The organism is Shouchella tritolerans, assembly GCF_025770735.1.
In the GTDB taxonomy this organism is placed as follows: Bacteria; Bacillota; Bacilli; order Bacillales; family Bacillaceae_D; genus Shouchella; species Shouchella tritolerans.
This window is the reverse complement of the sequence record NZ_JAODPB010000002.1, coordinates 183,114-206,081: the sequence shown is the minus strand read 5'-3', so window position 1 is coordinate 206,081 and position 22,968 is coordinate 183,114. Positions and strand designations below refer to the sequence as shown.

Genomic DNA, 22,968 nt, shown 5'->3' with positions numbered 1-22,968 from the left:
GTTGATTTCTAGATATTTTGAGCATTAGAAGTCACTGGCGTTTTTTTCGCCTTTTTAATGTGGCTATCCTTTCCTAGCTTCATTACAGGGCATCCCTGCCATTGGCGGGACACACTTAGCCTGGAACTTTGCTGGAAAAACAAATCGGCATTTATATTAGCTGAGGATGTACGTAATAAGAGGTCAAGAGACTGCCAGGCTGTAGACAAACGCGCCAACTGTCGTGTTCGACAGGCGTTTTCTATCAGTCTGATTGACTTTGTCGACAACATTAGGACTGACATGATCACATGTTCGCTAAAAACGCTGCCGTAAGACGGAGTATAGAAGGAGCACACGCTATAGAACCAAGCTTTTAAAGATTGGATTGATGGGTTAAGGAGAGAGTAAGTCATTTTTTCATAAAACTTTTTTGGAAAAATGCACATGATGACGCCAAACTGTGGTATGATTCTGATAATAACACACTTTAAAGCAATAAAGATACTAGGAGTGGTCAGCCTTGAACGATGTGCATAACTTTAACGCAGGCCCTGCAGCTCTTCCAAAGCAAGCCTTAGAAAGAGCGCAAAAAGAACTGGTCAATTTTGATGGGACAGGCATGTCGGTCATGGAACTGAGCCACCGCAGCGACACGTATGACCGCATCCATACTCATGCGATTAAGCAAACAAGGAAATTGTTGGAAGTACCTGATGACTACCACATCCTGTTTTTGCAAGGAGGCGCCAGCTTACAATTCCCAATGGTGCCGATGAATTTTCTTGATCAGCAAGCAACTTATGTACTAACAGGTGCATGGTCAGAAAAAGCGCTCGCAGAAGCCAAACATTTCGGCAAAACGGCGATTGGCGCATCAGGAAAAGACGGCAATTATAAACAAATTCCTGCTTTAAACCAGATTAGCGAACATGCGCAAGACTCGTATGTCCACATGACATCAAACAATACGATATATGGAACCCAGTGGCATGCCTTTCCCAATACGAAAGCGCCACTCGTCTGTGATATGTCAAGCGACATTTTCTCGCGCCGCATCCCCGTAAACCAATTTGGCCTAATTTATGCCGGAGCCCAAAAAAACTTAGGCCCTTCAGGGGTGACGCTTGTATTGATCCAAGATTCGTTTTTGCAGCGAGCTAAAAGCGGCCTTCCGGCAATGTTGTCTTATGATACGTTTGTTAAATCAAATTCCCTTTACAATACGCCGCCTGTGTTTTCGATTTATATGCTCGGTCTAGTCCTTGACTGGCTAGAAGAATCTGGTGGTTTAACAGAAATCGAAAACAGGAATAAAGCAAAAGCGCAACTTTTATATGATGCGATAGATGAAAGCGATGGCTTTTACATGGGTCATGCCAACCAAGATTCACGCTCAAATATGAACGTCACGTTTACATTGGCCAATGATGCGTTGACTTCTTTGTTCTTGCAGGAAGCGAAAGAAGAAGGGTTTGTCGGCCTTAACGGCCACCGTTCAGTCGGAGGGCTAAGAGCGTCCATTTATAATGCTGTTCCTTACGCCTCTTGTGAAGCGCTTGTTGATTTTATGAAACAATTTAAAAATAAACATGCCGAGAAAGGAGCCACCGTATGAAAAAATGTTCCTTTGTAGCCGGAATTGCTGTAGGCTTTGTCTCTGCTGGCATTGCTACTTTGCTGTCAGCGCCACGCAGTGGCGGGGAAACGCGGGCATGTTTGCAACAAACATACAACTCCAGCAAAGATTGTCTTCAAACCATTTCCTTGCAAGCCAAACAAGTCGCCAGCCAAACGGCAACAGTGGTCGATTTAGCTAAATCTGTCGGTAAACAAACCGCTTCCGAACTTAGCCAATCGATAGAGCAATGGAAAACAGATACGAAACCAGCTACCGAAGCATTACAACGCCACATTAATGAAGCACAAGCGTCTATTAGCCAGTTAAATCAAGAGAAATCCCGTGCCTAAACATGACGTTTAAGCACGGGGACGCTTTTTTCCTGAAAATTGGCTCTTTATTTATTGTCGGTTTTTCGGCATAATATAAGAAAATATATAAAGATAACATTTGTTTTACAAGTTTTCGGAATGGAGGAGATGGATTTGAACCACCCACTAAAAGAATCGATTGTCTTTAGCCATAAAATGGCGCTGTTAAGCAAAGCCCTCTGGAAATCTGTTGAAAAAGATTGGCAAGCATGGATTAAACCATTCCACCTAAATTTAAACGAACACCATATTCTTTGGATTGCCTATCAGCTTAATGGCGCCACCATTTCAGACATCGCTTCACACGGTGTTATGCATGTCTCCACCGCCTTTAATTTTTCAAAAAAACTTGAAGCAAGAGGATTGCTTTCATTTTCAAAGAAAAAAGACGACAAGCGGAATACGTATATTTGTCTAACAGAGTCTGGCCGACAACTGTTCCTTGAGACAATGAGAGCCTTTAATGAGCATACTTACCATGTCTACCAAGGAGCGATGCCGATGAAAGAACTTTATGGAAAATTTCCGGAATTCTCTGAGCTTATTTGTATCGTCCGCCATATTTACGGCACTGAGTTTATTGAGCAGTTTGATGCCTGTCTAACTGATTTTCAAAATAACGTTGAAGAAAAAGACGGCCATTTAAAACTGGCTTCTGCCAGCCCCTTCCCCTTGCAACCTGCAAAGTAAAAAAACGGCGGATTATTAAATCCGCCGTTTTAATTATCCACCGTGCTATTATTAGAGCGCACCAAACCTAGCTCAATTTCATCATTAGCTAAATCAACTTTGTTGAAGTGCAAGCCATACGGCAATGTCGCTTTTATTTCGCTCGGATGTAGCAGCACACTTTCTTCTGAAGGGTAAATCGTCACCCATTCAGGCAAATCAGCGAGTTGGGAAAAAATCCGTAATGCATATGCTGAAGAAATGTGGAGGGCACCAGCGTTTAAATGTTCAGCCCTTAATAAAAGCGACCCATCCTCACGCACTTCAGGTGCAAACCTCATTGATAAATCAACGTCTCCAATAAAAACATCGACTTCTCCTGTCAAGTAAACGCCGTCTTCCGCTAAGTGAAAAGCAAAAGGCACGTCTTCTCCAGACTTTGTCAAATCGGCTAGCAGTATATTCATTTGGTTACGGTTAAGCTGAATGGACAACACGTCACCGCTTGTCCCCGGTTGTTCTTTTGCAGGCAAACGCCCCTCTCCGGAGCCTGCGAATAAATAGACAAAAAACACGATGATAGCCGTTACTAGCAGTACAAACAGGCCAGCCGCAACAAAAAAGCCGACTTTGTAGAATCGGTCTGTCTGTGTCACTCTTTTTTGCTGCATCCCCTACACACCTTTCATTAGCTTGTCCAAAAGAAAAAAGCACCTGTTTACCGTTATACCCTTTTTTACCCGTTTTGCATAGTCCCCTTTTAATTGAAAAGCCATCCGGGGGAGAGCCGGATGGCATGAGCGGATTAGCAAATCCAAGATGCACCAATAATGACTAGCAAAATGAAAAGCACAACAATTAAGGCGAATCCGCTATTGTATCCGTATCCTCCGCCTGCATAACTCATGTACATTTCCTCCTTTGATAATTTCACAAGATATTTGATAAAGCATGTTAGAGGGTTGCTGCCTTGTTCGACCTAAGCGCACTGTTTTGCCTGTAAGGCGGGAAAAACAATACGATAAATGGCGTGATCGCGCTTTTTTGCTTGGCTTTCAAACAGCTCCTCTATGCTTTGTTACCATATCCTATGCAAAAACACATTATGGGTACTGGGCAATTTGCCCAATTTCAATCCTTGCGGCCAAGATTGTTGGCAACACGTATTTATGGTATAGTATGGTTTGTGAACCTGGATAAACTAGCTGTTTGTATATGGACAAGCAGTTTGAAAAAAGAAAATTAGTGATCACCGAGGAGTGTGCCTTAATGAAAAAGTTGGTATTAGCAGCAGTAGGTGCTGTCAGCTTAACCGTCTTTGCTGGTTGTAGCGATGACAGCGAAAACGCAGTAGTGGAAATTGATGGGGAAACAGCTCTCACGAAAGATGATCTATATGATTCTTTTAAAGAGACGCAGCAAGCCCAACAGCAGTTTGTCAACCAAATGAGCACAGCCTTGCTAACACGTGCTAGTGAGGATATGGACATTAGTGATGATGAAATAAATGAAATGATCGAAGATTTAAAATCCGATTATAATGTGGAGTCTGATGAAGACTTAGTCAACTTCTTTACGAATTCCGGCTATCCGCTTGACGATATTGACCAATTAAAGGAAGAACTCATTGTGCCTGAAATCGCCATGAAGCAACTTAGTGCAGAAGGCGTGGACACGTCAGACGAGACCCTTCAAACTTATTTTGAAGAAAACCAAGAACAATTTGAACAGATTACAGCGCGCCACATTCTTGTAGAAGATGAAGAAACAGCGAATGAAGTCAAAGACCGCTTAAACGATGGCGAAGACTTTGCTGAGTTGGCCGAAGAGTATTCTACAGACACTCAATCAGCTGCAAATGGCGGCGACCTTGGTACATTTGACCGTGAGCAAATGGTGCCTGAATTTTCAGAGGTTGCCTTCAGTTTGGATGTGAATGACATTAGTGATCCTGTCGAATCTCAGTTCGGGTTTCACATTATTGAAGTAACAGACAAACTCGATACATTTGAAGACAACCGTGACTTTGTATATGACCAAATCATCTCCGAGCAAGGGAAGGACTTTACCACTGTTTTAGGAGAGCTGATTGACAAATACAACGTTAAGATTAATGACGAGCAATTCGATGCCATTGTCACCCAGTACACAACGCCAATCGAAGAGCCTGCCGTTGAAGAAGAGGGTCCTGCTGACGAGGAAAACACAGAGGAAAATGAATCTGCTGAAGATACAGAAGCAGATGCCTCTGACGAAGGCAACGGCGAAGATACTGAAGAGTAATGAAGAAAAGAGCAAGCAACAGCGCGATGCTGTCGCTTGCTCTTATTTCTGTTGTGCTTCCCTGCGAGCTTTGGCGGCCTCCAAGCGGGCCATGTAAACATTTCCCTCTTGCTCGATCCACTCCTGATCAGCCTCGTTTTCTTCCTTCATTGTTTTTACCCACATATATCCGCTAAACAAAATGCCGATAATCAAACCATACATCCACCAAGGGCTGCTTGTTATGACTGATAGTAGCGAAGTTTGAGTCACAATGAAGACAATCGTTAAGGCGGCAACAGCTCCGAGAGCAATGAACTGGCTTGTCTTTTTAGGTTTCATCGTATCGTCCATCCTTCCGCATCCGTTTTGGCTTTCTAGTAAAACGTATGCATTAGAAAAATAGAATAGAACTGTAGAGATGATCAAAGTCGACAAAACCATCCAGACTGATAGAAAATGCATGTCTACCGATGTACGAAGCCGAGTGAAAATGAGAATAGAACAGCGTTCATGACGGGTTCCAAGCATAGGAACGAAGGCGTTTGTTTAACAGTTGGAACCTATAACTCTATTGGCTTTTTATGAAAGCTGGGCTTATAAAAACTGCGATTATCAAGAGCCATAACCCGTTCCGAAAACTCTCCCGGCTGTACCCGTTCAAGCGCCCGATCCATCATATTAATCTTCGCATCAATATTATCAATTAAATGGAGAACTTCTGCCTCCCTCACTACAGGAGTTTTTGGACTGCCCCATTCCCCTTTCCCATGGTGACTTAAAATAAGATGCTGAAGAATAAGAACCTCTTCCCCGTCAATTTCTAATTCTTTCGCTGCTTGAGCAATTTCATTGGACATGATCGATATATGGCCGAGAAGCTTTCCTTCTAGCGTATAGGTTGTATCAATCGCGCCAGATAGTTCACGGACTTTGCCTAAATCGTGCAAAATGATGCCTGCGTAAAGCAAGTCTTTGTCAAGAGTTGGATAAAGCTCTATTAAGCTTTTGCCAATCCGTAGCATCGATACAACATGGAATGCCAAGCCGGACATAAATTCATGATGGTTTTTTGTTGCCGCTGGCGATTCTAAAAATGCCTGTTGGTGTTTTTTTAGAAGAAAGCGTGTAATCCGTTGGATATGGGGATTATGGATTTCAAAAATGTATTGATTGACTTCATCGAGCATATCATTTGGCGCCAAGGGAGCTGACCGGACAAAATCATTTAAGTGAACGCCATCCATCGCGGATGTTGGGCGGATGCTGGCAATTTTAAGCTGAAGCCGCCCTCGATAGTCAATCACGTCTCCTTGGATATGAACAATTGTTTTATTGACAAAGGTCGCTTCATCTTCTGGAGAAACGCCCCAAAGTTTGGCCTCAATTTCACCCGTATGGTCGCCAAGAATCAACGTCAAAAAAGGCTTTGAGTTGCTAGCGATTTGTTTTGTGGCGGTTTTAATTAATAAATAACCATCTACCGCTTCCCCCACTCGATGATGTCTAATGCCTTTTGCCATCGTCTCACCTCTTAAGCTTCTAATCTTCCTTTCAGTATAGCATACGATTCGCTGTAAAGGGGTTGAAATCAAAAAGAGCGCACCCGTAGGCTAGCGCTCTTTTTTGTCAGCTTTTGCTTCTTTTCGCCGTTCTTTCCGTTTTGGTTCAATAGGTTTAGGCTTGACTGTCTTCGGCAACGTAATGGTGAATCGGACGCCATCATCGATATTTTCCACTCGGGCGCTACCACGATGAAGCTCCGCTATTTGCTTGACGATGGCTAGCCCAAGTCCAAATTTGCCTTTATTGCCTTTATAAAAGGGGTTAAATAGCTTAGTCAAATCAGCGTCAATCGGCTCCCCTTCATTTTCGACAATGAGATAACAGTTCCTCTCATCTTGTTCAGCGCGAATACACAAGCGATGCTTCGCATAACGCAAGCCGTTTTCAACGAGGTTTTCCAACAACACTTCGCATTGTTCAATGTCGGCTTCGACAACGACTTCTGCGCCTTCGACGGAAATGGTTACATCATCGCGCTGGTAGCGGAACCGTTCTTCAATCTGGTATGCAAGCTTTCCGAACGGGAATGGCCCAACATTAAGCTGATCTTTCTTCATTTGGTCGAGCTTGGTGTAATAGAGCATGTCAATTACGCGGCGTTCCATCCGGTTTGCCTCTTCCGTGATAACGTCCATCGTTTGCTCCAAATTTTCTTTTGGCAAAATCCCGTCTTTCACAGACTGAGAGTAGCTTTTAATGACCATAATTGGCGTTTTGAGCTCGTGGGACGCATGTTGGATGAATGTCTTTTGCGCTCGGTCATAGCTATTTAAATTTTGCCGCATCCGTTCAAATTGATAAGAGAGGCGTTCGAAATCCTTATCTCCTTCCCACCGCAATGGCTCTTGCCAATTACGGTTGGCAATTTGCTCAAGATGGTTCTCAAGTACAGTAAGAGGCTGGCGTAAATAATGCTTTAGCCAAATCGCCGGGAACAAACTTAAGGCGCTCGCTAACAACAGCAAGTATAGCAGCCGCTCCCATAAACGGTTTACCATCTCGTCACGGTATGTGTCCCACATATACGTGACAAGGAATTGGCTGTCCGAGATTTTGGTGATCACATAAAATAGCGTTTGTTCATCAAATGTGGTTTCATAACGGCCATGTTGCCGTTTTTGTTCTAACGCATTCCGGACTACTTCTTCATTCACTTCAAAAGGCGGGACTAACCGTGGGTCATTATAGCTAACACCGGCTTCCGATACTCGAAATAAATAAGAAACGGTTGAACGTTGCTCCCTGGCCTGGTAAAACCCAGGCTGGAACGGAAACTGTGAGTAGTCATTCTCGCCAGAAAGAAGCTGCCTTACATCGTTTTCAATTAAACGATACGTTTCCTCGGTAAGCGTTCCTCTGATCGAAAGTGGGTAAACAATGGTGATCGAAAGGACGACAAGCACAATTAACGAAACGAATGCAAGCCAGATTCGTCTCGTCAAGTTGATTTTAATCATGAAGACAAAATGCGGTATCCGTAACCATAGAGCGTTTCTAAGTGGATACGCGGCATTTTTTTACGGACGCGGCGGACCACATCGTCCACTGCCCGTTCTGAACCAAAATAATTTTCGCCCCAAACATGCTCAATGATTTTTTCCCGAGAAAACGCCTTGCCAATATCAGCAGACAACAGCAACATTAAATCCATTTCTTTTGTCGTTAAATCAACCGTGTCATTATTGGCCTCTAAATCGACGATCGTGCGGCCGATTGGGTCAATGCTGTAGTTGTTCAGCTCAATTTTTTGCGATTCTGCTGACGACGTACCGTAAACACGATTAAGCAGCTTTTTTACGCGGATAATCAGTTCCTGAGGCAAAAACGGCTTTGCCAAATAATCATCGCTGCCCATCTCAAGGCCGAGCACACGATCTAAGTCTTGGTCACGTGCTGAAATAAAAATAACTGGCGTATCTTCTTGCTCTTTAATAGCTTTCAAAACTTGGTAGCCGTCGGTCCCAGGCAGCATAATATCCAATACCCACAAATGCGGTTTATCCGGGACCGCCTCAATAGCAGCATTGCCGTCGAGAAAAACGGTGACGTTCCATCCTTCCTTTTGCAAATAAGCCTTTAATACCTCTGATAAATTCGCTTCATCTTCCACTAGGTAAATGTTATATGTTTCCATCTGCAATCCTCCTAACAGCTCCAGTCAATTTCATCTACATTTGTGTCTAAAAGCTTGTCCTCTTCAGGTTTTCACTTTCAGTTACCTGCCCATAAACAGGAAATCCATAACCATTTATCGACACCTTCAAGTGGTATAGCTTTATTTTACATAATTTCGTTTTAAATCGCGAACTTTCCGCTGAATTTACGTAATCTTCCTCACTCTCAAGAAATATGTAAAGGCATGCCCTTAACCGGAGCATGCCTATAACAGAGCAATAGCAGCAAGGGCTGCAAGCGGTAGCACCCAGCGACGCCAGCCAAATGGCCTGACGCCAAACCCGTAAGGCGGGTAGCCATAGTATGGATAGCTATACGGATAGCGCATTTCCATTGCGCTAGAAAACCCTTCTAATTGGGACAAGCGTATCGGTTTTTCATTCTCGTCGACTGGATAAAGGACATGGGCATTCTCATTGTCAACATATTCAATGATGGCTTCAAGCTCGACGCCGTCATGGGCCGTCAATTTGACGGGATAATTGGTGTACCGCTGGCATAATGACTTAATTGTTTCTACTGACATCCACTATTCCCCCTTTGCCGATATTGTATTCACTAATGAAAAATAGGTGAATGCACACTTTTTTTCATGCTATACTAATGTAAACGCTAACAAACAAAAGGAGGAGCCCATGGTTTACTATTTGACTGCTTTCCAAAAAGACAGTTCAGAAGTGTTAAATGAACGGTTTGAAGCAGCAACAGACGAGGAAGCCATCCGAACAGCCAAATTACGGTTAAAAGAAGCGCAGGCGGAAAAGCTCACTCATCGCTTGACAAGAAATGGCAAGCTGCTGCTATTCTGTCGTTGAACTACCCACCACTTCGCTTACGCTTGAAGTGGTGGATTCCTAAGAACACCTTCGTAACCGAAAGTTATTGATTAAGCTATCCCTGCGGTCCCCGCAGTTAGAAGTCTTATCGCTTCGTTTTTAAGATTGATACTTGCGTTACGATCTCGATCGTGATGTGTACTACAAGAAGGGCATTCCCATTGACGGAGGTTCAGATTCTTAACGTCTTTGTTTTGATAGCCACACCTAGAACATAGCTGAGAACTAGCGAATGTTTTTGATACATTCCCACCCTACTCATTAGGCTACGCCCTTCCCATTCCTCGAGAATAGGGTAGTCTCGCCTAAAACTGATAAAAAACACCGCCCTTTCTTAAAAGAGCGGATACAGAATGTTTCCCTATTCAAAACAGTGAAGATGCGAATCGATGAGCATCTGAGCAAAAAACGACAGCGCCTGATGAGCGTTTGCCTATCGTCTGTACCCTACGACAGAGACGATCCTAATCCACTTGCAGCCGTAGTTGCTTTCGGAACAGTTCATGGACCATAAAAGCAAAGCCGTCTTGGTCAACAGTCCGTGTGACCCAGGAGGCTTTTTCTTTTAGTTTTCCACTGGCATTGCCCATCGCTACCCCGAGGCCTGCCATTTCTATCATGTCAATATCCTCCTCACCAATGCCAATTGCAACAACATCTTCCATCTCCATGCTGCGCTGTTTCGTAAGCCATTGCAATGCCCGTGCTTTTCCGGCTCCAGCACCAACGAATATGCACTCTTTCCTGCTGATGCGGCTAATCTCAATGCTTTGGATCTCTTTCTGTAACACCTCGCAAATATGGTCCAAGTCTGCCCTGTTTTCACATTTTACAGAGATATTAAGAGGTCCGCTCCCTTCTTTGAGAACTTGCTCATAAAGAGAGTCAACATAAGTGGTCGGGTACATTAACTGTTCACCAGGAGAACTAAATGACATTCGTGCAAGCAAATTTTGTTTTTGCAAGGGCCGAGTCGCTACAGCGTGGTCGCCGTATAATAGGCGGGCATCACAGTCGAAACGTTCAAGGATATGGCAGAAATCAAGTGTTGTATCCATTTCGAGTTGGCGATTAAACCATTCATTTCTATCTGTATCTGCAACAAGCGCTCCTCCATGAGCGATTACCATGCCATCAAGCTTTAATGCTTTCGCTGCTTTTTGTGCCCGCGAAAAAGGCTGTGATGTCGTCAGGACAACTGTGATCCCTTTATACTTTAAATAATTGATCGCCTCTTTCGTCCTCCTGCTAATCTTTGAATCTTTGCCAAAAATGGCTCCATCAATATTGACCGCCAGCAGTTTGTAGGCCTTCACATCCATTCCCCCTTCAATTCTCTTGATGTACTGTGAACTTGCCTCATTCTGTACTAGTATTATGATGACGAGGAAAAAAGTAGAACTGGCTGTTTGCCGCTTGCAGCCCCCCATAAAAAAACGACCTGCCTTGTTAGACAGATCGTAAAAGACTTATTGCTCTTGTGGCGGTTCGCCATAAATACGCTCAAGTGGCTCGGTAATGATTTTGTTCAAGTCTGTAATAATCACACTTAAACGTTGTTCCGCATCCATCAATTTTGAAATCAATTCATGCTGGGAAACAAGTTCAAATTGCTGCTGTGCTTGTTGCGCTTCTTCTTCGCTAATTTGCACACCTTGCATTTGTTTTTGCTGCAAATCGAGCTGAAGCTTCCGGAAATTCTCAAGCATTTTTTTAGCGATGTCGTCCGCATCGATTTGCCGATGCAAGTCGTAAAGCGACTTAAATTCTTGCGTTTCTGCTAACGCTTCTTTTAGCTCGTGCGCTTTATCATACGCATTGCTCATTCATTATCACTCCTATAGGCTAGTCTCACCGACTATAACACGAAGTCGGACGTAAATCACGCCATATGGGCCAATTAATAGAAAAAATGTACGATAACGGCTTGAACGAGACCAACGATTCCGCCAATCAAGCCGCCGAGAAGGGTAATCATGTGCAATTCCCGTCTCGTAATGTTCATAATTAATTTTTCTAAATGCGCCATTGAGAAGGAGGCTACTTGCGCTTCAATCACTTCCTCCAGACGGAGCTTACTAAGGATATCGGCAATATGTTGTTCCATGTAAGCCGTCACCATGCCGACAATAACAGGGACCCCCCGTTCAACAAGCGGTTCTGTATAAGGAGTTGTCCATGTACGCAAAGGCGCGTTATACCAATTTAGAACAGGTATCTTGCCTTCAAGCTCTTCTGCAGCTTTATCGACAAACTGATCGACATAGTTCTCTGCCTGAAAAGAAGCAAGCGGTCGGTTGAGCATACGGTGCCACTCACTTTGAAGCAGGCTTTGTACCGTTTCCTTTGTCTGTTCATCATGAAGGAATTTTTTAATTTCAGGCAATACATATTCCGTCAACTTATCAGCAGAAAAAAACATGGATACCATGCTGCCGACTTTTCCTTTTGTCGACAAGAACTGTCTCACCATTGCACCAATCCGCTGCTCGCCTTCTTCACTGTCAATATAAGCGGTTGCCCGTTTTAACAACAAGGCGGACGCCTCTGGCAGCCAGTCCGTCAAACGATCCTGCAATTCTTGTGGGACGACGCTTTTAATAGGCACTTCTTTGTTTTTTTGTAAATAACGTTTGAGGCGATCCTTCAGCCATGATTTGGAGTGGACGACAAGCTGTTCACGGCCAATATCTGCTTGAAACAGCGGTTTTACAATCGACTCAACGGTTCGTTCGCTCCTAAGCCAGCTCGTAAGCTGTTTTTTAAGCCAATTGGTTAGTTCAGCCGCAAAAGCGGTACTGCCAAATTTTTTGCCGAGACCCTCAGCGGTAAGCAAATGATTGGCGACAATATTGCCAAGCTGGACGGCAAGCTCCTTTTGCCGACGAGGCAGTAAGCCAGGTGTAAAGGGGAGTTGCCATTTGCCGATTGAGTATGCCCGATGGGGACGGAATAACATGCGGATTGCAAGGGCGTTGGTCGCCGCACCCACAATAGCGCCGACGACGGCGAGTAAAAGTACTAACCATATCCAGTGCACTGTCATATGCCTGCTTTCTAATGCCAGCAGGCTTCCTCCTTTTTCCAGGAATGCGGACCTAAATCCATTGTTCTATTATAGCTGATTTTTTTTGATCATGAAATGCCACCTATGGTACACTCTATGTAAGCCCTTACATAAAAATGGAGGTGTTTTCTGTGCTTGTCCATTTCCAATACAAGCCTCTTTCTGTCCACGGCCGTAAACAAAAATGGAGTTTTTCTTGCTATTTTGAAGGGCGCTTTGTCGCTGGCACGTACCATCATGACGGCTCGATTTTGTGGCAAAACGCCCCTCATGACATAAATAAACAATTGCAATTAGAAAAATCAATCCATGATTTAATGCTTTACCATGTGTATGAAGCAGAACAGCATATTTAATCATTTTGACTCTTTTGGTGCATGCTAATACCAGGAGGGATGATCATGCCAAACAAAGAAAAACGGGACTCTGAAGCGCGGGCAAAATTTGAACTGGACGTCGACCGATATGTGAATGAAGGTTTACATGGAGGAACCGTTAACCCCCGCTCAGGCGGACGGATTGAAGAAGACATTCCCCAAGAAAAACAAAGCAAGCGGTCATAGCTTTTCGTAGTCCGACAAACGCAAACGGTAGAGCGAGACAAACGATGAAGTATGCGAGCGTTTTTCTACAGTCTGAAAGAAGCCCTGAGAGGCTTCTTTTTTGTTATACTAGCCTAAAAAGACCTGGAAAGGTAAGTGAACGATGATCACTGAACTAAAAACACAATTTGCCCATGCGTTATGGAAACCTGGGGACAACCTGTCGGATCGTTGGGCGCTGCAATCAGAAAATCGTGATACTGTTTCTTTTAACCGCCAAAAGCTAACAGACAGAGAGCAGCTTTTGTTGTCTTTGCTTTTAAGTGAACCTCTGCCTCCTCCTGCTCCACAAACAAAAGTAGAACATGCATGGCATGCTTATTTGTTCGGCGACGGGCAACAGCCGCCGACAGAAGAAACGATTTGTGCTGTTCATTTTCAATTGGAAAAGCCTCTTGAAGACTTTGCCGCTTTTCGTGAAGCGGTCCTTAATACATTTCCTCTATATACTTGTTTCGTATGGCAAAACAGCATGTCCGGTATGTTGTTGTTTCCTTCGGCCGCAGAGGATGTTGATTTAGATGCAGTTGTCGAATTGATTGAAACAGACTTTTACATCGGGATCTCGTTCATGGTGGGTACACCAGTGGAAGCGCAAAAAGCAAAGGCGGCATGGCGATTTGAAAGCGAGTTGTTTGCTTGCTGGAAAGACGATCAAACAAAAAAGAAGCGCCACGTATTGCAAGCGGCGGAAGCTGGTTTAGCTTACTTACTAAAGCAAACCCCTTCGCTTGAGCTCAAAAAGCTGCGCGCCCATTTTCTTCCTCAGGAAATTGTTGACGACAAAGAGTTGGTAAGGACTGTACGCGTGTACTTGCTCGAAAATATGAATAGCACAAAAGCGGCTAAAACACTCCATTTGCACCGCAATAGCTTACAATACAGAATCGACAAGTTTGTTGCCGTCACTGGAATTGATATACGCACTTTTCCAAACGCTGCCTTTGTCGCTTTGCTGCTTCCATAACCCGCGGCATGCTGCACAGGTTGACCGTTATTTTTTGTGCACATTTTCCATAGCGTCACCTTTATGTAAGGGGTTACAATACAAACAATAACTAAGGAGGGGAAACGACAAATGGCTTCGATTCAATTAAAAAACGTGTATAAAGTATATGATGGGGATGTTACGGCTGTTACAGACTTCAACTTGGACATTGAAGACAAGGAGTTTATTGTTTTCGTCGGCCCATCAGGCTGTGGCAAGTCCACTACATTGCGGATGATCGCTGGCCTTGAAGAGATTTCCCAAGGCGACCTTATCATTGGTGATAAACGAATGAATGATGTCGCTCCAAAAGACCGGGACATCGCAATGGTTTTCCAAAACTACGCGTTGTATCCACATATGAACGTATACGATAATATGGCATTCGGGCTTAAACTGCGCAAATTTAAAAAAGAAGAAATTAAAACCCGCGTACATAATGCGGCGAAAATCCTTGGACTTGAGGAAATGCTTGACCGGAAACCGAAAGCAATGTCCGGCGGACAACGTCAACGTGTTGCTCTTGGACGGGCGATCGTCCGTGATCCGCAAGTGTTTTTGATGGACGAACCGCTATCCAACTTGGATGCGAAGCTTCGTGTGCAAATGCGTGCCGAGATTACAAAATTGCATAAGCGCTTACAAACGACGACGATTTATGTAACCCATGACCAAACAGAAGCAATGACGATGGCGACAAGGATTGTCATCATGAAAGATGGCTTTATCCAACAAATCGGCACACCGAAAGATGTGTACGACAATCCGGAAAATATTTTCGTCGGTGGCTTTATCGGCTCTCCATCTATGAACTTTATTTCAGGCCATTTAGATGGAAATGATTTCGTTGTCAAAGAACAGCGCATACGCGTCCCAGAAGGAAAAATGTCTATCTTACGGGAACAAGGCTTTCAAGATAAAGAACTGATTCTCGGCATACGCCCTGAGGACATTCATGATGAGCCCGTATTCATTTCTTCATCGCCAGACACGAAAATCAATGCATTGATCGATGTAGCGGAATTGACTGGTGCTGAAATGGTGCTTTACTCATCGATTGACGGCCAAGAATTCGTCGCTCGTGTTGATTCACGGACAACGGCCCAAAGCGGCGATACGATTGAACTTGCTTTTAATATGAATAAAGCACACTTCTTTAATCCAGAAAATGAACAACGCATTCGCTAAAAAACGTTCTCACTTCTAAAACCGGATATGATGAAAAGCCCCTAAAGCGGCCTTATCTCTGTACGTAACAGGGTAAGGCTGCTTTCTTCTACATAATGACTTCCTCCCTTCCACTAAAATCCTCTTTTCTTGAAGCCCTTCCTATTGTTTAAAACATTTTTTCAACAAATGACCAACAGTTTCGTTCGTTGAAACGTTCTCTTAACAAGAGGAGAAAAATGAATCTTAATTGAATGTACAATGAACGGAGGACAGATGCAGAATAGGTGAGTGACATGTTGGCAATGTTTGAAGATTTACATGGAGATTTACGGCGCTTCGCTTATTCGATTGCCCGCCATGAACACGAAGCCAATGACTTGCTTCAAGACGCGTTTGAGAAAGCATTGGTACACAGCGAACTTGAACAGTGGCCTCGCCATAAACAAAAGGCATGGTTTTATCGAGTAATGAAAAACGAGCTGATCGACCAGCGGCGCAAGCTCCAACGAGAAACGGAGTGGGAAGAAGCAAACGAACCAGCCTTTCAATTTGCTGGCCTAACAGCGATCGAAACAGCGGACTTGCTTCGCTCCCTCTCCCCTATTCAAAGTGATATTGTTTTCAAACGCTATTGGATTGGGCTTTCCAGCAATGAAATTAGCGAACAAACAGCGTTAACGGCATCAACCGTACGCTATCATTTGGCGCAAGCAATCAAGACGCTGCGCAAACAATTAGAGGAGGATGAATAAATGGGAATGACGATTGGAAATGTCGGATTGTTAAACATGGTGAACGCCACCGAAGAGAGCATCCGCGATATTGAAAAGATCGAAAATGTCGGACTTGTACTCTATGCAAAAGAGACAGCGCCTCTCCTTTCAAAATTAAATATCAACAACATCGGCCAGACATTGGAAACGAGTCATCAAGCACGGATCGTTAACGGTCGTTTGCTCATTGATTCTGCCTTTTTGGAGGCGATGCTAGAACCATGTACCTTTCTAGTGAACGGCCTGGTTATAGTCGCAAAGGATGTGACGATCGAGCAGCTCAAACAGGCAGCCTGCCAAATCGTTGTCAACGGTAGCGTCTATGCTCCTCCCGCTCTTAAAGGGGCAGTCAACCTTCTTTTAAAAACCGTCTCTGGTTCAGTTGAAACGTACACAGACCACTTGCCCCGAATTGAAACGGGCATCGTTCAACTGACAAACAGCTATTTAGAGGCCCTCCCACCTAGCCAACATATCATCGTCACTGGCAAGATCGAATTGATGCCAGACCTTGATATGACCTTGTTTTCAGAAAGAATTGCACGTCTCACTATTAACGGAAAAGTGCTTCTTTACATCACACAAGAGCAGGCTTTTTACGAGAAGGCTTCTGTTGTTGGCAAAGTGGCGGTCGTTCCTTCTGGCTTTCAAGCAACGAAGGGGACATTACGCTTAAATGAACATTCAATCAAGCGGTTTAATGGCACCTCGCTATACACGACACAGCCGTTGCTGTTACAAAAGGGCGTTTCTAGAGAACAACTGAAAGCCGCTTTTGCTGCTATTCACTCAACTTCCTACATCGTCTGCCATGAGGAACTTGAAGACTTAGTGTACGAACGCTTGGACCGATTTGAAACAGACGTTCTTTCATACCCTACTGCATGCCGTTTTATCGAAAAAGAAGACTGGAGCCTAGAAGACGTTGAGCGGTTGGAAGCAAATACGACCATCATTGTCGACGACACATTAACCATTACAGAGAAGATAGCCGAGAATGTTCTAAACGAAAAAATTGGCACACTTGATTTATTTGGCACCATCTATACGGCTGATGCAGCCCAAAAAGCATTGCTGCAAAGCAAACTACGCACGCCTAAAGGAATCATGATCGACCAATCCAATCAAAGTACCAGAAGCGGAATGGACAACATTGGAGAGCTCACCCTTTAAAACGGAGTAAAATCGATGGGCTTTTAATCAACAGGCCCAGTCCCTCCCCTGCACTCTTTATTAAAAAGAAGCAGGGGGTCGTTTCATACACGTGCACAGCAAGTGGGAGCCATTTGTCCTGAGATTCGTCATGAAAAGCAAGCCTGGAAAAACCAAGTGAAAATAGCTGGCAACGACGAAAAGCATACCGTTAATAGAAAGGAGGCAGCAAAAACAATGACATTTTCATTCCTTTTTTTCACGATTACCATTAAAAAGCGCAAGCACTTAGAATGTTCACAAGCTGAACTGGAAGCGTTTATCCATGACGAAAAAATCGAAAAGCAAATAGAAGCGATCAAAACGCGTTATTGGCACCATCTTTAATTGAACATCGTAAAACGAGACAACATTAGGTCTACTGTTGTTACCGTGCCTGTCCTCAAAATATTCCTAGCCGTATACGAGAAGAAAATCAAGTTGGGTGATTGTTTGATGATCATCTATCCTGACGAAAAAGGCCCATAAGACCGTTACTGGCCTTATCGGGCAAAAGGGATTTGTCATTATATTTTCAAGCGTTACGCCTTAAACAGGATAAACGGGATGCTTTCGTTCGCTAAATACCATCCGCTTGCTTTCATAAAAAGCAAAGCGCTGCACCAATTCTTGTCGTAAGTCATTGCCGTTGACAATCCCGTCGATGACTAGCTCTGAAGCAAGGCGATAAACATCGATATCCCGTTTATATGCTTCACGTTTTTCCTCTATAAACGCTTTTCGCTCCTGTTCCCCGAGTTCAGCCATTTTGTTTGCATATACGGCGTTGACCGCAGCTTCTGGCCCCATCACCGCAATTTGTGCTTGCGGAAGGGCGAGGCAACAGTCTGGATCAAACGCAGGCCCGGCCATTGCATACAGTCCGGCCCCGTATGCTTTTCGAATGATGACGGAAATTTTCGGTACTGTCGCTTCAGCCATAGCGGCAATCATTTTTGCGCCATGGCGGATAATGCCAGCACGCTCGACTTTGGTACCGATCATAAAGCCTGGAATATCCGCTAAAAACAAAAGCGGCAGATGAAAAGCATCACAAAGTGTAATAAAGCGAGCGGCTTTGTCGGCTGAGTCAGGAAACAATACTCCACCTTTTGCTTTTGGTTGATTGGCGACTATGCCGATTGCCTGTCCGTTTAACCGTGCAAAACCGGTGATCAGTTCAGGAGCGAAGTTTCGCTTGATTTCAAAAAAACTGTCGTTGTCAACGAGGCGCTCGAGCAAATCATACATGTTAAAAGGTGCATTTTGATTTTGCGGAATCAAGTCCTCGATCGTTTTTGGCACATCTTTTGGCGGGCGTGCCTCTATACTAGGTGGCTTCTCTTTATAGCTTGGCGGCAAATAACTTAAATAAGCACGCGCTTGGGAAATTGCGTCTTCCTCGTTTTTGGCTAGAATATCGCCGCAGCCTGACACACTGCAATGCATGCTGGCGCCGCCCATTTCTTCAAGTGTGACATCCTCGCCAATAACCATCTGTGCCATCCGCGGCGAACCTAAATACATGGAAGCATTTCCGTCCACCATAATGACAACATCGCAAAATGCAGGAATGTACGCGCCGCCCGCCGCTGAAGGACCGAAAAGAATACAAATTTGTGGAATTCTTCCTGACAGCTTTACTTGATTGCTAAAAATACGGCCTGCCCCTCTCCGCCCTGGAAACATCTCAACTTGGTCAGTAATTCTTGCCCCAGCCGAGTCAACCAAATACAACAACGGCACGGACAATTTTTCTGCCGTTTCTTGAATACGGATGATTTTTTCAACCGTTCGCGCTCCCCAAGAACCAGCCTTAACAGTCGAATCATTCGCCATCACACAAACAGGCTTGCCGTCTATCGTACCCATTCCACAAATGACACCGTCTGCTGGCAGACTGTCCGCTTCACAGTTAGCAAACAAGCCATCTTCAGTAGTCAAGCCGTCATCAAGCAACAACTGCAAACGCTCCCTGGCAAACAGTTTGCCTTTCTTCGCATTTTGCTGATGGTATTTCGTGTGGCCGCCTTTAAAAATTTCCGTTTCCTTCGCCAATTTGGTTTGCTCAAATGTCATCTCGCTCTCAACTCCTATTTTCCTTTGTAAACGGGAGGGCGCTTTTCTTTGAATGAAGCAAGCCCTTCTAAACGATCCTCGGTTTGCAATGTCTGCAAATATGCTTCGCGTTCCACAGCCAAAGCGGCTTCAAGAGGAAGGGCTGCCCCTTCGTTGATTGCTTTTTTTGCTGCTCGCAGCGCAATCGGGCCGTTGCCCGCCATCTCGATCGCCAACTGTGAAGCGGCTGCGGATGTTTTTTCTCGAGGCAGTGCCCATTCGCACAAACCGTAATTACAGGCTTCTGTTCCAGTTAAACGCCTTGCCGTGAAAATCAGTTCCTTTGCCTTTCCTGGGCCAATTAAACGAGGCAGCCGTTGCGTCCCTCCAGCTCCTGGAATAATTGCCAATTTTGTTTCCGTCAAACCATAAAAACGGTCTTCGGCAAAAATGCGGACATCGCAAGCAAGGCACAGTTCTAACCCGCCGCCAAAGGCACTGCCTCCAACTTCGGCAATGACAGGCTGTGGAAGCTTTTCAACACGGGCAATGACTTCGCCAATCCGCTTGACCGCATAGATGGCCTCGCTTTCTGTCATGTTTGCCCGTTCTTTTAAGTCAGCACCGGCACAAAACGCTTTTTCGCCTGCGCCGGATAAAATAACAACACGGATGCTGCTCTCTTGTTCAACCCAGTCGCAAGCCGCTTCAAGTTCATCTAAAAGCGCAAGCGAGAGCGCATTGGCTGCTTGTGGACGGTTTAATGTAATACGGGCAATTCCATCGTCAGCTGCTGTCTGCACAAGCGTTTTACTCGAGCTCAATCAAAACGTCCCCTTCATTGACAAACTCCCCTTCTGGCTTTACGATCGCCTTTACTTTCCCTGAACGCTCTGCCTCAATTGGAATTTCCATTTTCATTGATTCTAAAATGGCGACTTCATCCCCAGCCTTTACTTCGTCTCCTTCTTTTACTGTAACTTTCCAAACGTTCCCTGCCATTGTCGCTGTAATGTGGTTCATGCTTCTCTCTCCTTTATGAAAAGTTCTTCTTTGTAATCGTTTAAAAAGGATGTTGGCGTGTTGCCTTCATTAAAAGCTTGATGGTCGCATATTGCCCGCAAAAGAGGCAGATTGGTTTTTACCCCCGTTATTTCATATTCATTAAGCGCCCCCTTTAGTCGAGTAATCGCTTCAGCGCGCGTGCCCCCTTTGACAATGAGCTTAGCGATCATCGGGTCATAAAACGGCGTAATCACGCTTCCTGCTTTTACCGGACATTCATGGCGGATAAAAGGTTGTTTCGGGAGAGAGATGTCCTTTATCGTCCCAGGTGAAGGGAAAAAGCGTATTGGGTCTTCTGCGTAAATGCGGACTTCGATCGCATGGCCGCTGCCTCTTAGCTCATGCTGCTGCCACGGCAGCACATCGCCATTTGCTATCCGCAATTGCCATTCCACAAGATCAATGCCAAAGACTTCCTCTGTCACTGGATGTTCGACTTGCAGCCGTGTATTCATTTCCAAAAAGTAATAATTTCCGTCGCTGTCTAGCAAACATTCAATTGTGCCAGCATTTTCATAACCAATGGCGGCCGCTGCTTTTTTCGCCATTTCTTCCATCGCCTCGCGAGTCGTTTGGTCTAAAAAAGGAGACGGCGCTTCTTCTACGACTTTTTGGTGCCTCCTTTGAATCGAACATTCCCGTTCCCCAAATGCGAGGATATGGCCATTGCTGTCAGCAAGCACTTGAATTTCAATGTGGCGTGGCCGCTCAAGCAACTTCTCCAAATAAAGGGAGCTGTCGCCAAAAAACATACGTGCTTTCTTTTCGTTTCGGGCAAATGCCGCTTCGATTTCCTCTTCATTCCGGCACACATCAATGCCAATGCCGCCGCCACCTGAAGCAGCTTTGACCATAACCGGAAAGCCAATTTCCCTTGCTTTCGTCTTTGCTTCGGCTGCTGAGGCAAGGGCGCCACTTCCTGGAATAACAGGAATGCCCGCTGCTTCCATCGTCTTTCTAGCTTGCAATTTATCGCCCATCAGCGCAATTGCTGTCGCTGATGGGCCGATAAATGTTAGCCCATTGTCTTTACAGGCGGTCGCAAATGAAGCCTGCTCTGACAACAGTCCGTAACCGGGATGGATGGCATCAGCTTTTGCTTGTTTGGCAACGGCCAAAATCTGTTCTTGGTTTAAATAGCTCTCCTGGACACGTGAACCGCCGATGCAGTAGGCCTCGTCAGCAAGCGCGACGTGTTCTGCACCACAATCAGCTTCTGAATAAACAGCGATTGTCTTTACCCCAAGCTGTTTGCATGTACGGATAATTCGTGAGGCAATTTCGCCACGGTTGGCAATTAATACTGTGTTGATCACTGTTTCGCCTCCTTTTGCTGTAAAGAAGTTAACCCTAAATGCCTAGCAATGACAAGGCGTTGGATTTCCGAAGTGCCTTCGCCGATTTCCAACAGTTTGGCATCACGGAGCATCCGTTCGACTTCATATTCGCGCATATACCCATAGCCGCCATGAATTTGCAAGGCCTGATTGCATGTACGTGTTGCCATTTCAGAAGCAAACAGTTTGGCATAGGCAGCTTCTTTGCCAAACGGTGCTCCTGCGTCCTTTAAAGCGGCTGCTTTGTGAACCATATTACGAGCAAGTTCAATTTCCATCGCCATATCAGCTAGCTTAAATTGAATCGCTTGGAATGAGCCGATCGGCTTCGAAAATTGTTTTCTTTCCTTCGCATAGGCTAACGCCCGGTCAAAGGCAGCTTGGGCAATGCCGACTGCAAGGGCGGCAATCGAAATTCGCCCACCATCCAGCGTATAAAGGAACTGGCTGAAGCCTTTTCCAGGATCGCCGAGCAAATTGCTTTCAGGGACACGGACATCTTCAAGAACAAGTTCACATGTGTTTGAAGCGCGGACACCCATTTTGTCGTAGGGAGCCGTAATCGTAAAACCAGGCGTATTTGTTGATACAATAAACGCAGAAATCTGTTTTTTGCCGTTTGATTGTGTTCCGGTAACGGCAGTAATGATAACGGTTTGCGCGTACATGGCATTCGTAATCCAACATTTCTCGCCATTGAGAATATATTCGCCATTTTCAAAAACAGCTTTCGTTTGCGTCCCTCCGGCGTCAGAACCAGCATTTGGTTCTGTTAGCCCGAATGCACCAAGGGACTCGCCTTTAGCAAGTGGGACTAAATACGTTTGCTTTTGCTCTTCTGTGCCGTAGTAGAAAATCGGGCTTGCACCAAGGGATACGGCCGCGGCATAACTTAAGCCTGTACCGCCGCATGCGTAGCCGATTTCTTCAACAGCTAGTGCATAAGAGACCGTATCTCCTCCTGACCCACCGTATTTTTCGGGGAATGGCAAACCGAGCAATCCAAGCTGCCCCATCTTTTTAAAAATCGCCTCTGGAAAACGCGAATCTCGATCTAGCTCTTGCGCTAGTGGGGCAATTTCCTTGCGTGCAAATTGCCTTACCATGTCTTTAATCATTTCTTGGTCTTTTGTCAGTCTGACTGTCATGGCATGCTCTCCTTCTTTTCATAATCTGAGCGACCGTTCAGGAAAAAGCCAACCTCGGAAATGAAAGCGTTACCAAAATCGTATCGTACT

General features: G+C 44.9%; 27 protein-coding genes and 1 pseudogene. 12 read left to right on the top strand and 16 right to left on the bottom strand.

The window, feature by feature from the left end; all coding sequences use genetic code 11:
• Window positions 1-502: 502 nt before the first annotated feature.
• The 3 genes from serC (at window position 503) to N6H06_RS07295 (ending at window position 2,661) form a co-directional block, all read left to right on the top strand.
• Window positions 503-1,597 (top strand): 3-phosphoserine/phosphohydroxythreonine transaminase, encoded by a 1,095-nt coding sequence (serC, locus tag N6H06_RS07305; RefSeq protein ID WP_062747573.1) that lies wholly within the window; start codon window positions 503-505, stop codon window positions 1,595-1,597.
• Complete coding sequence (locus tag N6H06_RS07300; RefSeq protein ID WP_062747575.1) at window positions 1,594-1,950, top strand: YtxH domain-containing protein; 357 nt, start codon at window positions 1,594-1,596, stop codon at window positions 1,948-1,950. Before serC ends, N6H06_RS07300 begins: the two co-directional genes overlap by 4 nt.
• Window positions 1,951-2,070: 120 nt before the next feature.
• Entirely contained in the window at window positions 2,071-2,661 is a 591-nt protein-coding gene (locus tag N6H06_RS07295) for an HTH-type transcriptional regulator Hpr (protein ID WP_062747577.1), read from the top strand.
• Window positions 2,662-2,690: 29 nt separating this feature from the next.
• On the opposite strand, the gene N6H06_RS07290 is transcribed toward N6H06_RS07295, so the two are convergent.
• Both N6H06_RS07290 and N6H06_RS07285 read right to left on the bottom strand, forming a co-directional pair.
• Window positions 2,691-3,311 (bottom strand): YpmS family protein, encoded by a 621-nt coding sequence (locus N6H06_RS07290; protein WP_263705980.1) that lies wholly within the window; start codon window positions 3,309-3,311, stop codon window positions 2,691-2,693.
• 134 nt (window positions 3,312-3,445) lie between these two features.
• Window positions 3,446-3,547, bottom strand: coding sequence for a YjcZ family sporulation protein (locus N6H06_RS07285; RefSeq protein WP_082808297.1), 102 nt, complete (start codon window positions 3,545-3,547; stop codon window positions 3,446-3,448).
• 362 nt (window positions 3,548-3,909) lie between these two features.
• Here N6H06_RS07285 and N6H06_RS07280 point away from each other — a divergent pair, with 362 nt between their 5' ends.
• Window positions 3,910-4,923, top strand: a complete 1,014-nt coding sequence (locus N6H06_RS07280; protein WP_263705979.1) for a peptidylprolyl isomerase — start codon at window positions 3,910-3,912, stop codon at window positions 4,921-4,923.
• Between the two features lie 42 nt (window positions 4,924-4,965).
• Here the strand turns inward: N6H06_RS07280 and N6H06_RS07275 are convergent, their stop codons facing one another.
• The 5 genes from N6H06_RS07275 to N6H06_RS07255 all read right to left on the bottom strand — a co-directional run bounded on the left by N6H06_RS07275 (window position 4,966) and on the right by N6H06_RS07255 (window position 9,169).
• Window positions 4,966-5,244, bottom strand: coding sequence for a sporulation YhaL family protein (locus N6H06_RS07275; RefSeq protein ID WP_157730504.1), 279 nt, complete (start codon window positions 5,242-5,244; stop codon window positions 4,966-4,968).
• 221 nt (window positions 5,245-5,465) lie between these two features.
• Window positions 5,466-6,425: a 3'-5' exoribonuclease YhaM gene (gene yhaM, locus N6H06_RS07270; RefSeq protein WP_062747582.1), complete on the bottom strand. Its 960-nt coding sequence runs from the start codon at window positions 6,423-6,425 to the stop codon at window positions 5,466-5,468.
• A 90-nt stretch (window positions 6,426-6,515) separates the two neighbouring features.
• Window positions 6,516-7,925, bottom strand: a complete 1,410-nt coding sequence (locus N6H06_RS07265; protein ID WP_263705978.1) for a sensor histidine kinase — start codon at window positions 7,923-7,925, stop codon at window positions 6,516-6,518.
• On the bottom strand, window positions 7,922-8,602 hold the full coding sequence (locus N6H06_RS07260) for a response regulator transcription factor (RefSeq protein ID WP_011246367.1): 681 nt from the start codon (window positions 8,600-8,602) through the stop codon (window positions 7,922-7,924). The genes N6H06_RS07265 and N6H06_RS07260 overlap by 4 nt, the downstream gene beginning before the upstream one ends.
• Window positions 8,603-8,848: 246 nt before the next feature.
• Complete coding sequence (locus N6H06_RS07255) at window positions 8,849-9,169, bottom strand: hypothetical protein (protein WP_011246366.1); 321 nt, start codon at window positions 9,167-9,169, stop codon at window positions 8,849-8,851.
• 109 nt (window positions 9,170-9,278) lie between these two features.
• Here N6H06_RS07255 and N6H06_RS07250 point away from each other — a divergent pair, with 109 nt between their 5' ends.
• Window positions 9,279-9,458, top strand: coding sequence for a YhzD family protein (locus tag N6H06_RS07250; protein ID WP_062747586.1), 180 nt, complete (start codon window positions 9,279-9,281; stop codon window positions 9,456-9,458).
• A gap of 71 nt (window positions 9,459-9,529) precedes the next feature.
• Here N6H06_RS07250 and N6H06_RS07245 read toward each other — a convergent pair.
• The 4 genes and pseudogenes from N6H06_RS07245 to N6H06_RS07230 form a co-directional block, all read right to left on the bottom strand.
• Window positions 9,530-9,724, bottom strand: a pseudogene (locus N6H06_RS07245) (zinc ribbon domain-containing protein); the annotation flags it as partial.
• Between the two features lie 219 nt (window positions 9,725-9,943).
• Window positions 9,944-10,795, bottom strand: coding sequence for an HAD-IIB family hydrolase (locus tag N6H06_RS07240; RefSeq protein WP_062747588.1), 852 nt, complete (start codon window positions 10,793-10,795; stop codon window positions 9,944-9,946).
• A gap of 153 nt (window positions 10,796-10,948) precedes the next feature.
• Complete coding sequence (locus tag N6H06_RS07235) at window positions 10,949-11,305, bottom strand: YlbF family regulator (protein WP_011246363.1); 357 nt, start codon at window positions 11,303-11,305, stop codon at window positions 10,949-10,951.
• A 74-nt stretch (window positions 11,306-11,379) separates the two neighbouring features.
• Window positions 11,380-12,525 (bottom strand): DUF445 domain-containing protein, encoded by a 1,146-nt coding sequence (locus N6H06_RS07230; protein WP_263705977.1) that lies wholly within the window; start codon window positions 12,523-12,525, stop codon window positions 11,380-11,382.
• Window positions 12,526-12,677: 152 nt separating this feature from the next.
• On the opposite strand from N6H06_RS07230, the gene N6H06_RS07225 reads away from it, so the two are divergent.
• The 7 genes from N6H06_RS07225 to N6H06_RS07195 all read left to right on the top strand — a co-directional run bounded on the left by N6H06_RS07225 (window position 12,678) and on the right by N6H06_RS07195 (window position 17,618).
• Entirely contained in the window at window positions 12,678-12,902 is a 225-nt protein-coding gene (locus tag N6H06_RS07225; protein ID WP_062747591.1) for a YheE family protein, read from the top strand.
• Window positions 12,903-12,947: 45 nt separating this feature from the next.
• Window positions 12,948-13,109 (top strand): hypothetical protein, encoded by a 162-nt coding sequence (locus N6H06_RS07220; RefSeq protein WP_193754480.1) that lies wholly within the window; start codon window positions 12,948-12,950, stop codon window positions 13,107-13,109.
• 142 nt (window positions 13,110-13,251) lie between these two features.
• On the top strand, window positions 13,252-14,115 hold the full coding sequence (locus N6H06_RS07215) for a PucR family transcriptional regulator (protein WP_062747594.1): 864 nt from the start codon (window positions 13,252-13,254) through the stop codon (window positions 14,113-14,115).
• A gap of 111 nt (window positions 14,116-14,226) precedes the next feature.
• Window positions 14,227-15,324 carry an ABC transporter ATP-binding protein gene (locus N6H06_RS07210; RefSeq protein WP_062747596.1) on the top strand — a complete coding sequence of 366 codons (1,098 nt, stop codon included), beginning with the start codon at window positions 14,227-14,229 and terminating at the stop codon, window positions 15,322-15,324.
• A 284-nt stretch (window positions 15,325-15,608) separates the two neighbouring features.
• Complete coding sequence (locus tag N6H06_RS07205) at window positions 15,609-16,058, top strand: RNA polymerase sigma factor (protein WP_404830342.1); 450 nt, start codon at window positions 15,609-15,611, stop codon at window positions 16,056-16,058.
• The gene (locus N6H06_RS07200) at window positions 16,059-17,252 is read left to right on the top strand and encodes a hypothetical protein (protein WP_062747599.1); all 1,194 of its coding nucleotides are present in this window, start codon (window positions 16,059-16,061) and stop codon (window positions 17,250-17,252) included.
• Between the two features lie 216 nt (window positions 17,253-17,468).
• Complete coding sequence (locus N6H06_RS07195) at window positions 17,469-17,618, top strand: YrzI family small protein (RefSeq protein WP_094428804.1); 150 nt, start codon at window positions 17,469-17,471, stop codon at window positions 17,616-17,618.
• A 201-nt stretch (window positions 17,619-17,819) separates the two neighbouring features.
• On the opposite strand, the gene N6H06_RS07190 is transcribed toward N6H06_RS07195, so the two are convergent.
• From N6H06_RS07190 to N6H06_RS07170, 5 genes are read right to left on the bottom strand one after another with little or no spacing between them, the layout of a single operon-like run.
• The gene (locus N6H06_RS07190) at window positions 17,820-19,349 is read right to left on the bottom strand and encodes an acyl-CoA carboxylase subunit beta (protein WP_212953201.1); all 1,530 of its coding nucleotides are present in this window, start codon (window positions 19,347-19,349) and stop codon (window positions 17,820-17,822) included.
• 14 nt (window positions 19,350-19,363) lie between these two features.
• A complete protein-coding gene (locus N6H06_RS07185; RefSeq protein ID WP_263705976.1) occupies window positions 19,364-20,152 on the bottom strand; it encodes an enoyl-CoA hydratase-related protein in 789 nt (262 codons plus the stop codon).
• The gene (locus tag N6H06_RS07180) at window positions 20,139-20,351 is read right to left on the bottom strand and encodes an acetyl-CoA carboxylase biotin carboxyl carrier protein subunit (RefSeq protein WP_062747605.1); all 213 of its coding nucleotides are present in this window, start codon (window positions 20,349-20,351) and stop codon (window positions 20,139-20,141) included. The genes N6H06_RS07185 and N6H06_RS07180 overlap by 14 nt, the downstream gene beginning before the upstream one ends.
• Window positions 20,348-21,709 carry an acetyl-CoA carboxylase biotin carboxylase subunit gene (locus tag N6H06_RS07175; protein WP_062747607.1) on the bottom strand — a complete coding sequence of 454 codons (1,362 nt, stop codon included), beginning with the start codon at window positions 21,707-21,709 and terminating at the stop codon, window positions 20,348-20,350. Before N6H06_RS07175 ends, N6H06_RS07180 begins: the two co-directional genes overlap by 4 nt.
• Window positions 21,706-22,878 (bottom strand): acyl-CoA dehydrogenase, encoded by a 1,173-nt coding sequence (locus tag N6H06_RS07170; RefSeq protein ID WP_263705975.1) that lies wholly within the window; start codon window positions 22,876-22,878, stop codon window positions 21,706-21,708. The genes N6H06_RS07175 and N6H06_RS07170 overlap by 4 nt, the downstream gene beginning before the upstream one ends.
• Window positions 22,879-22,968: the final 90 nt, after the last annotated feature.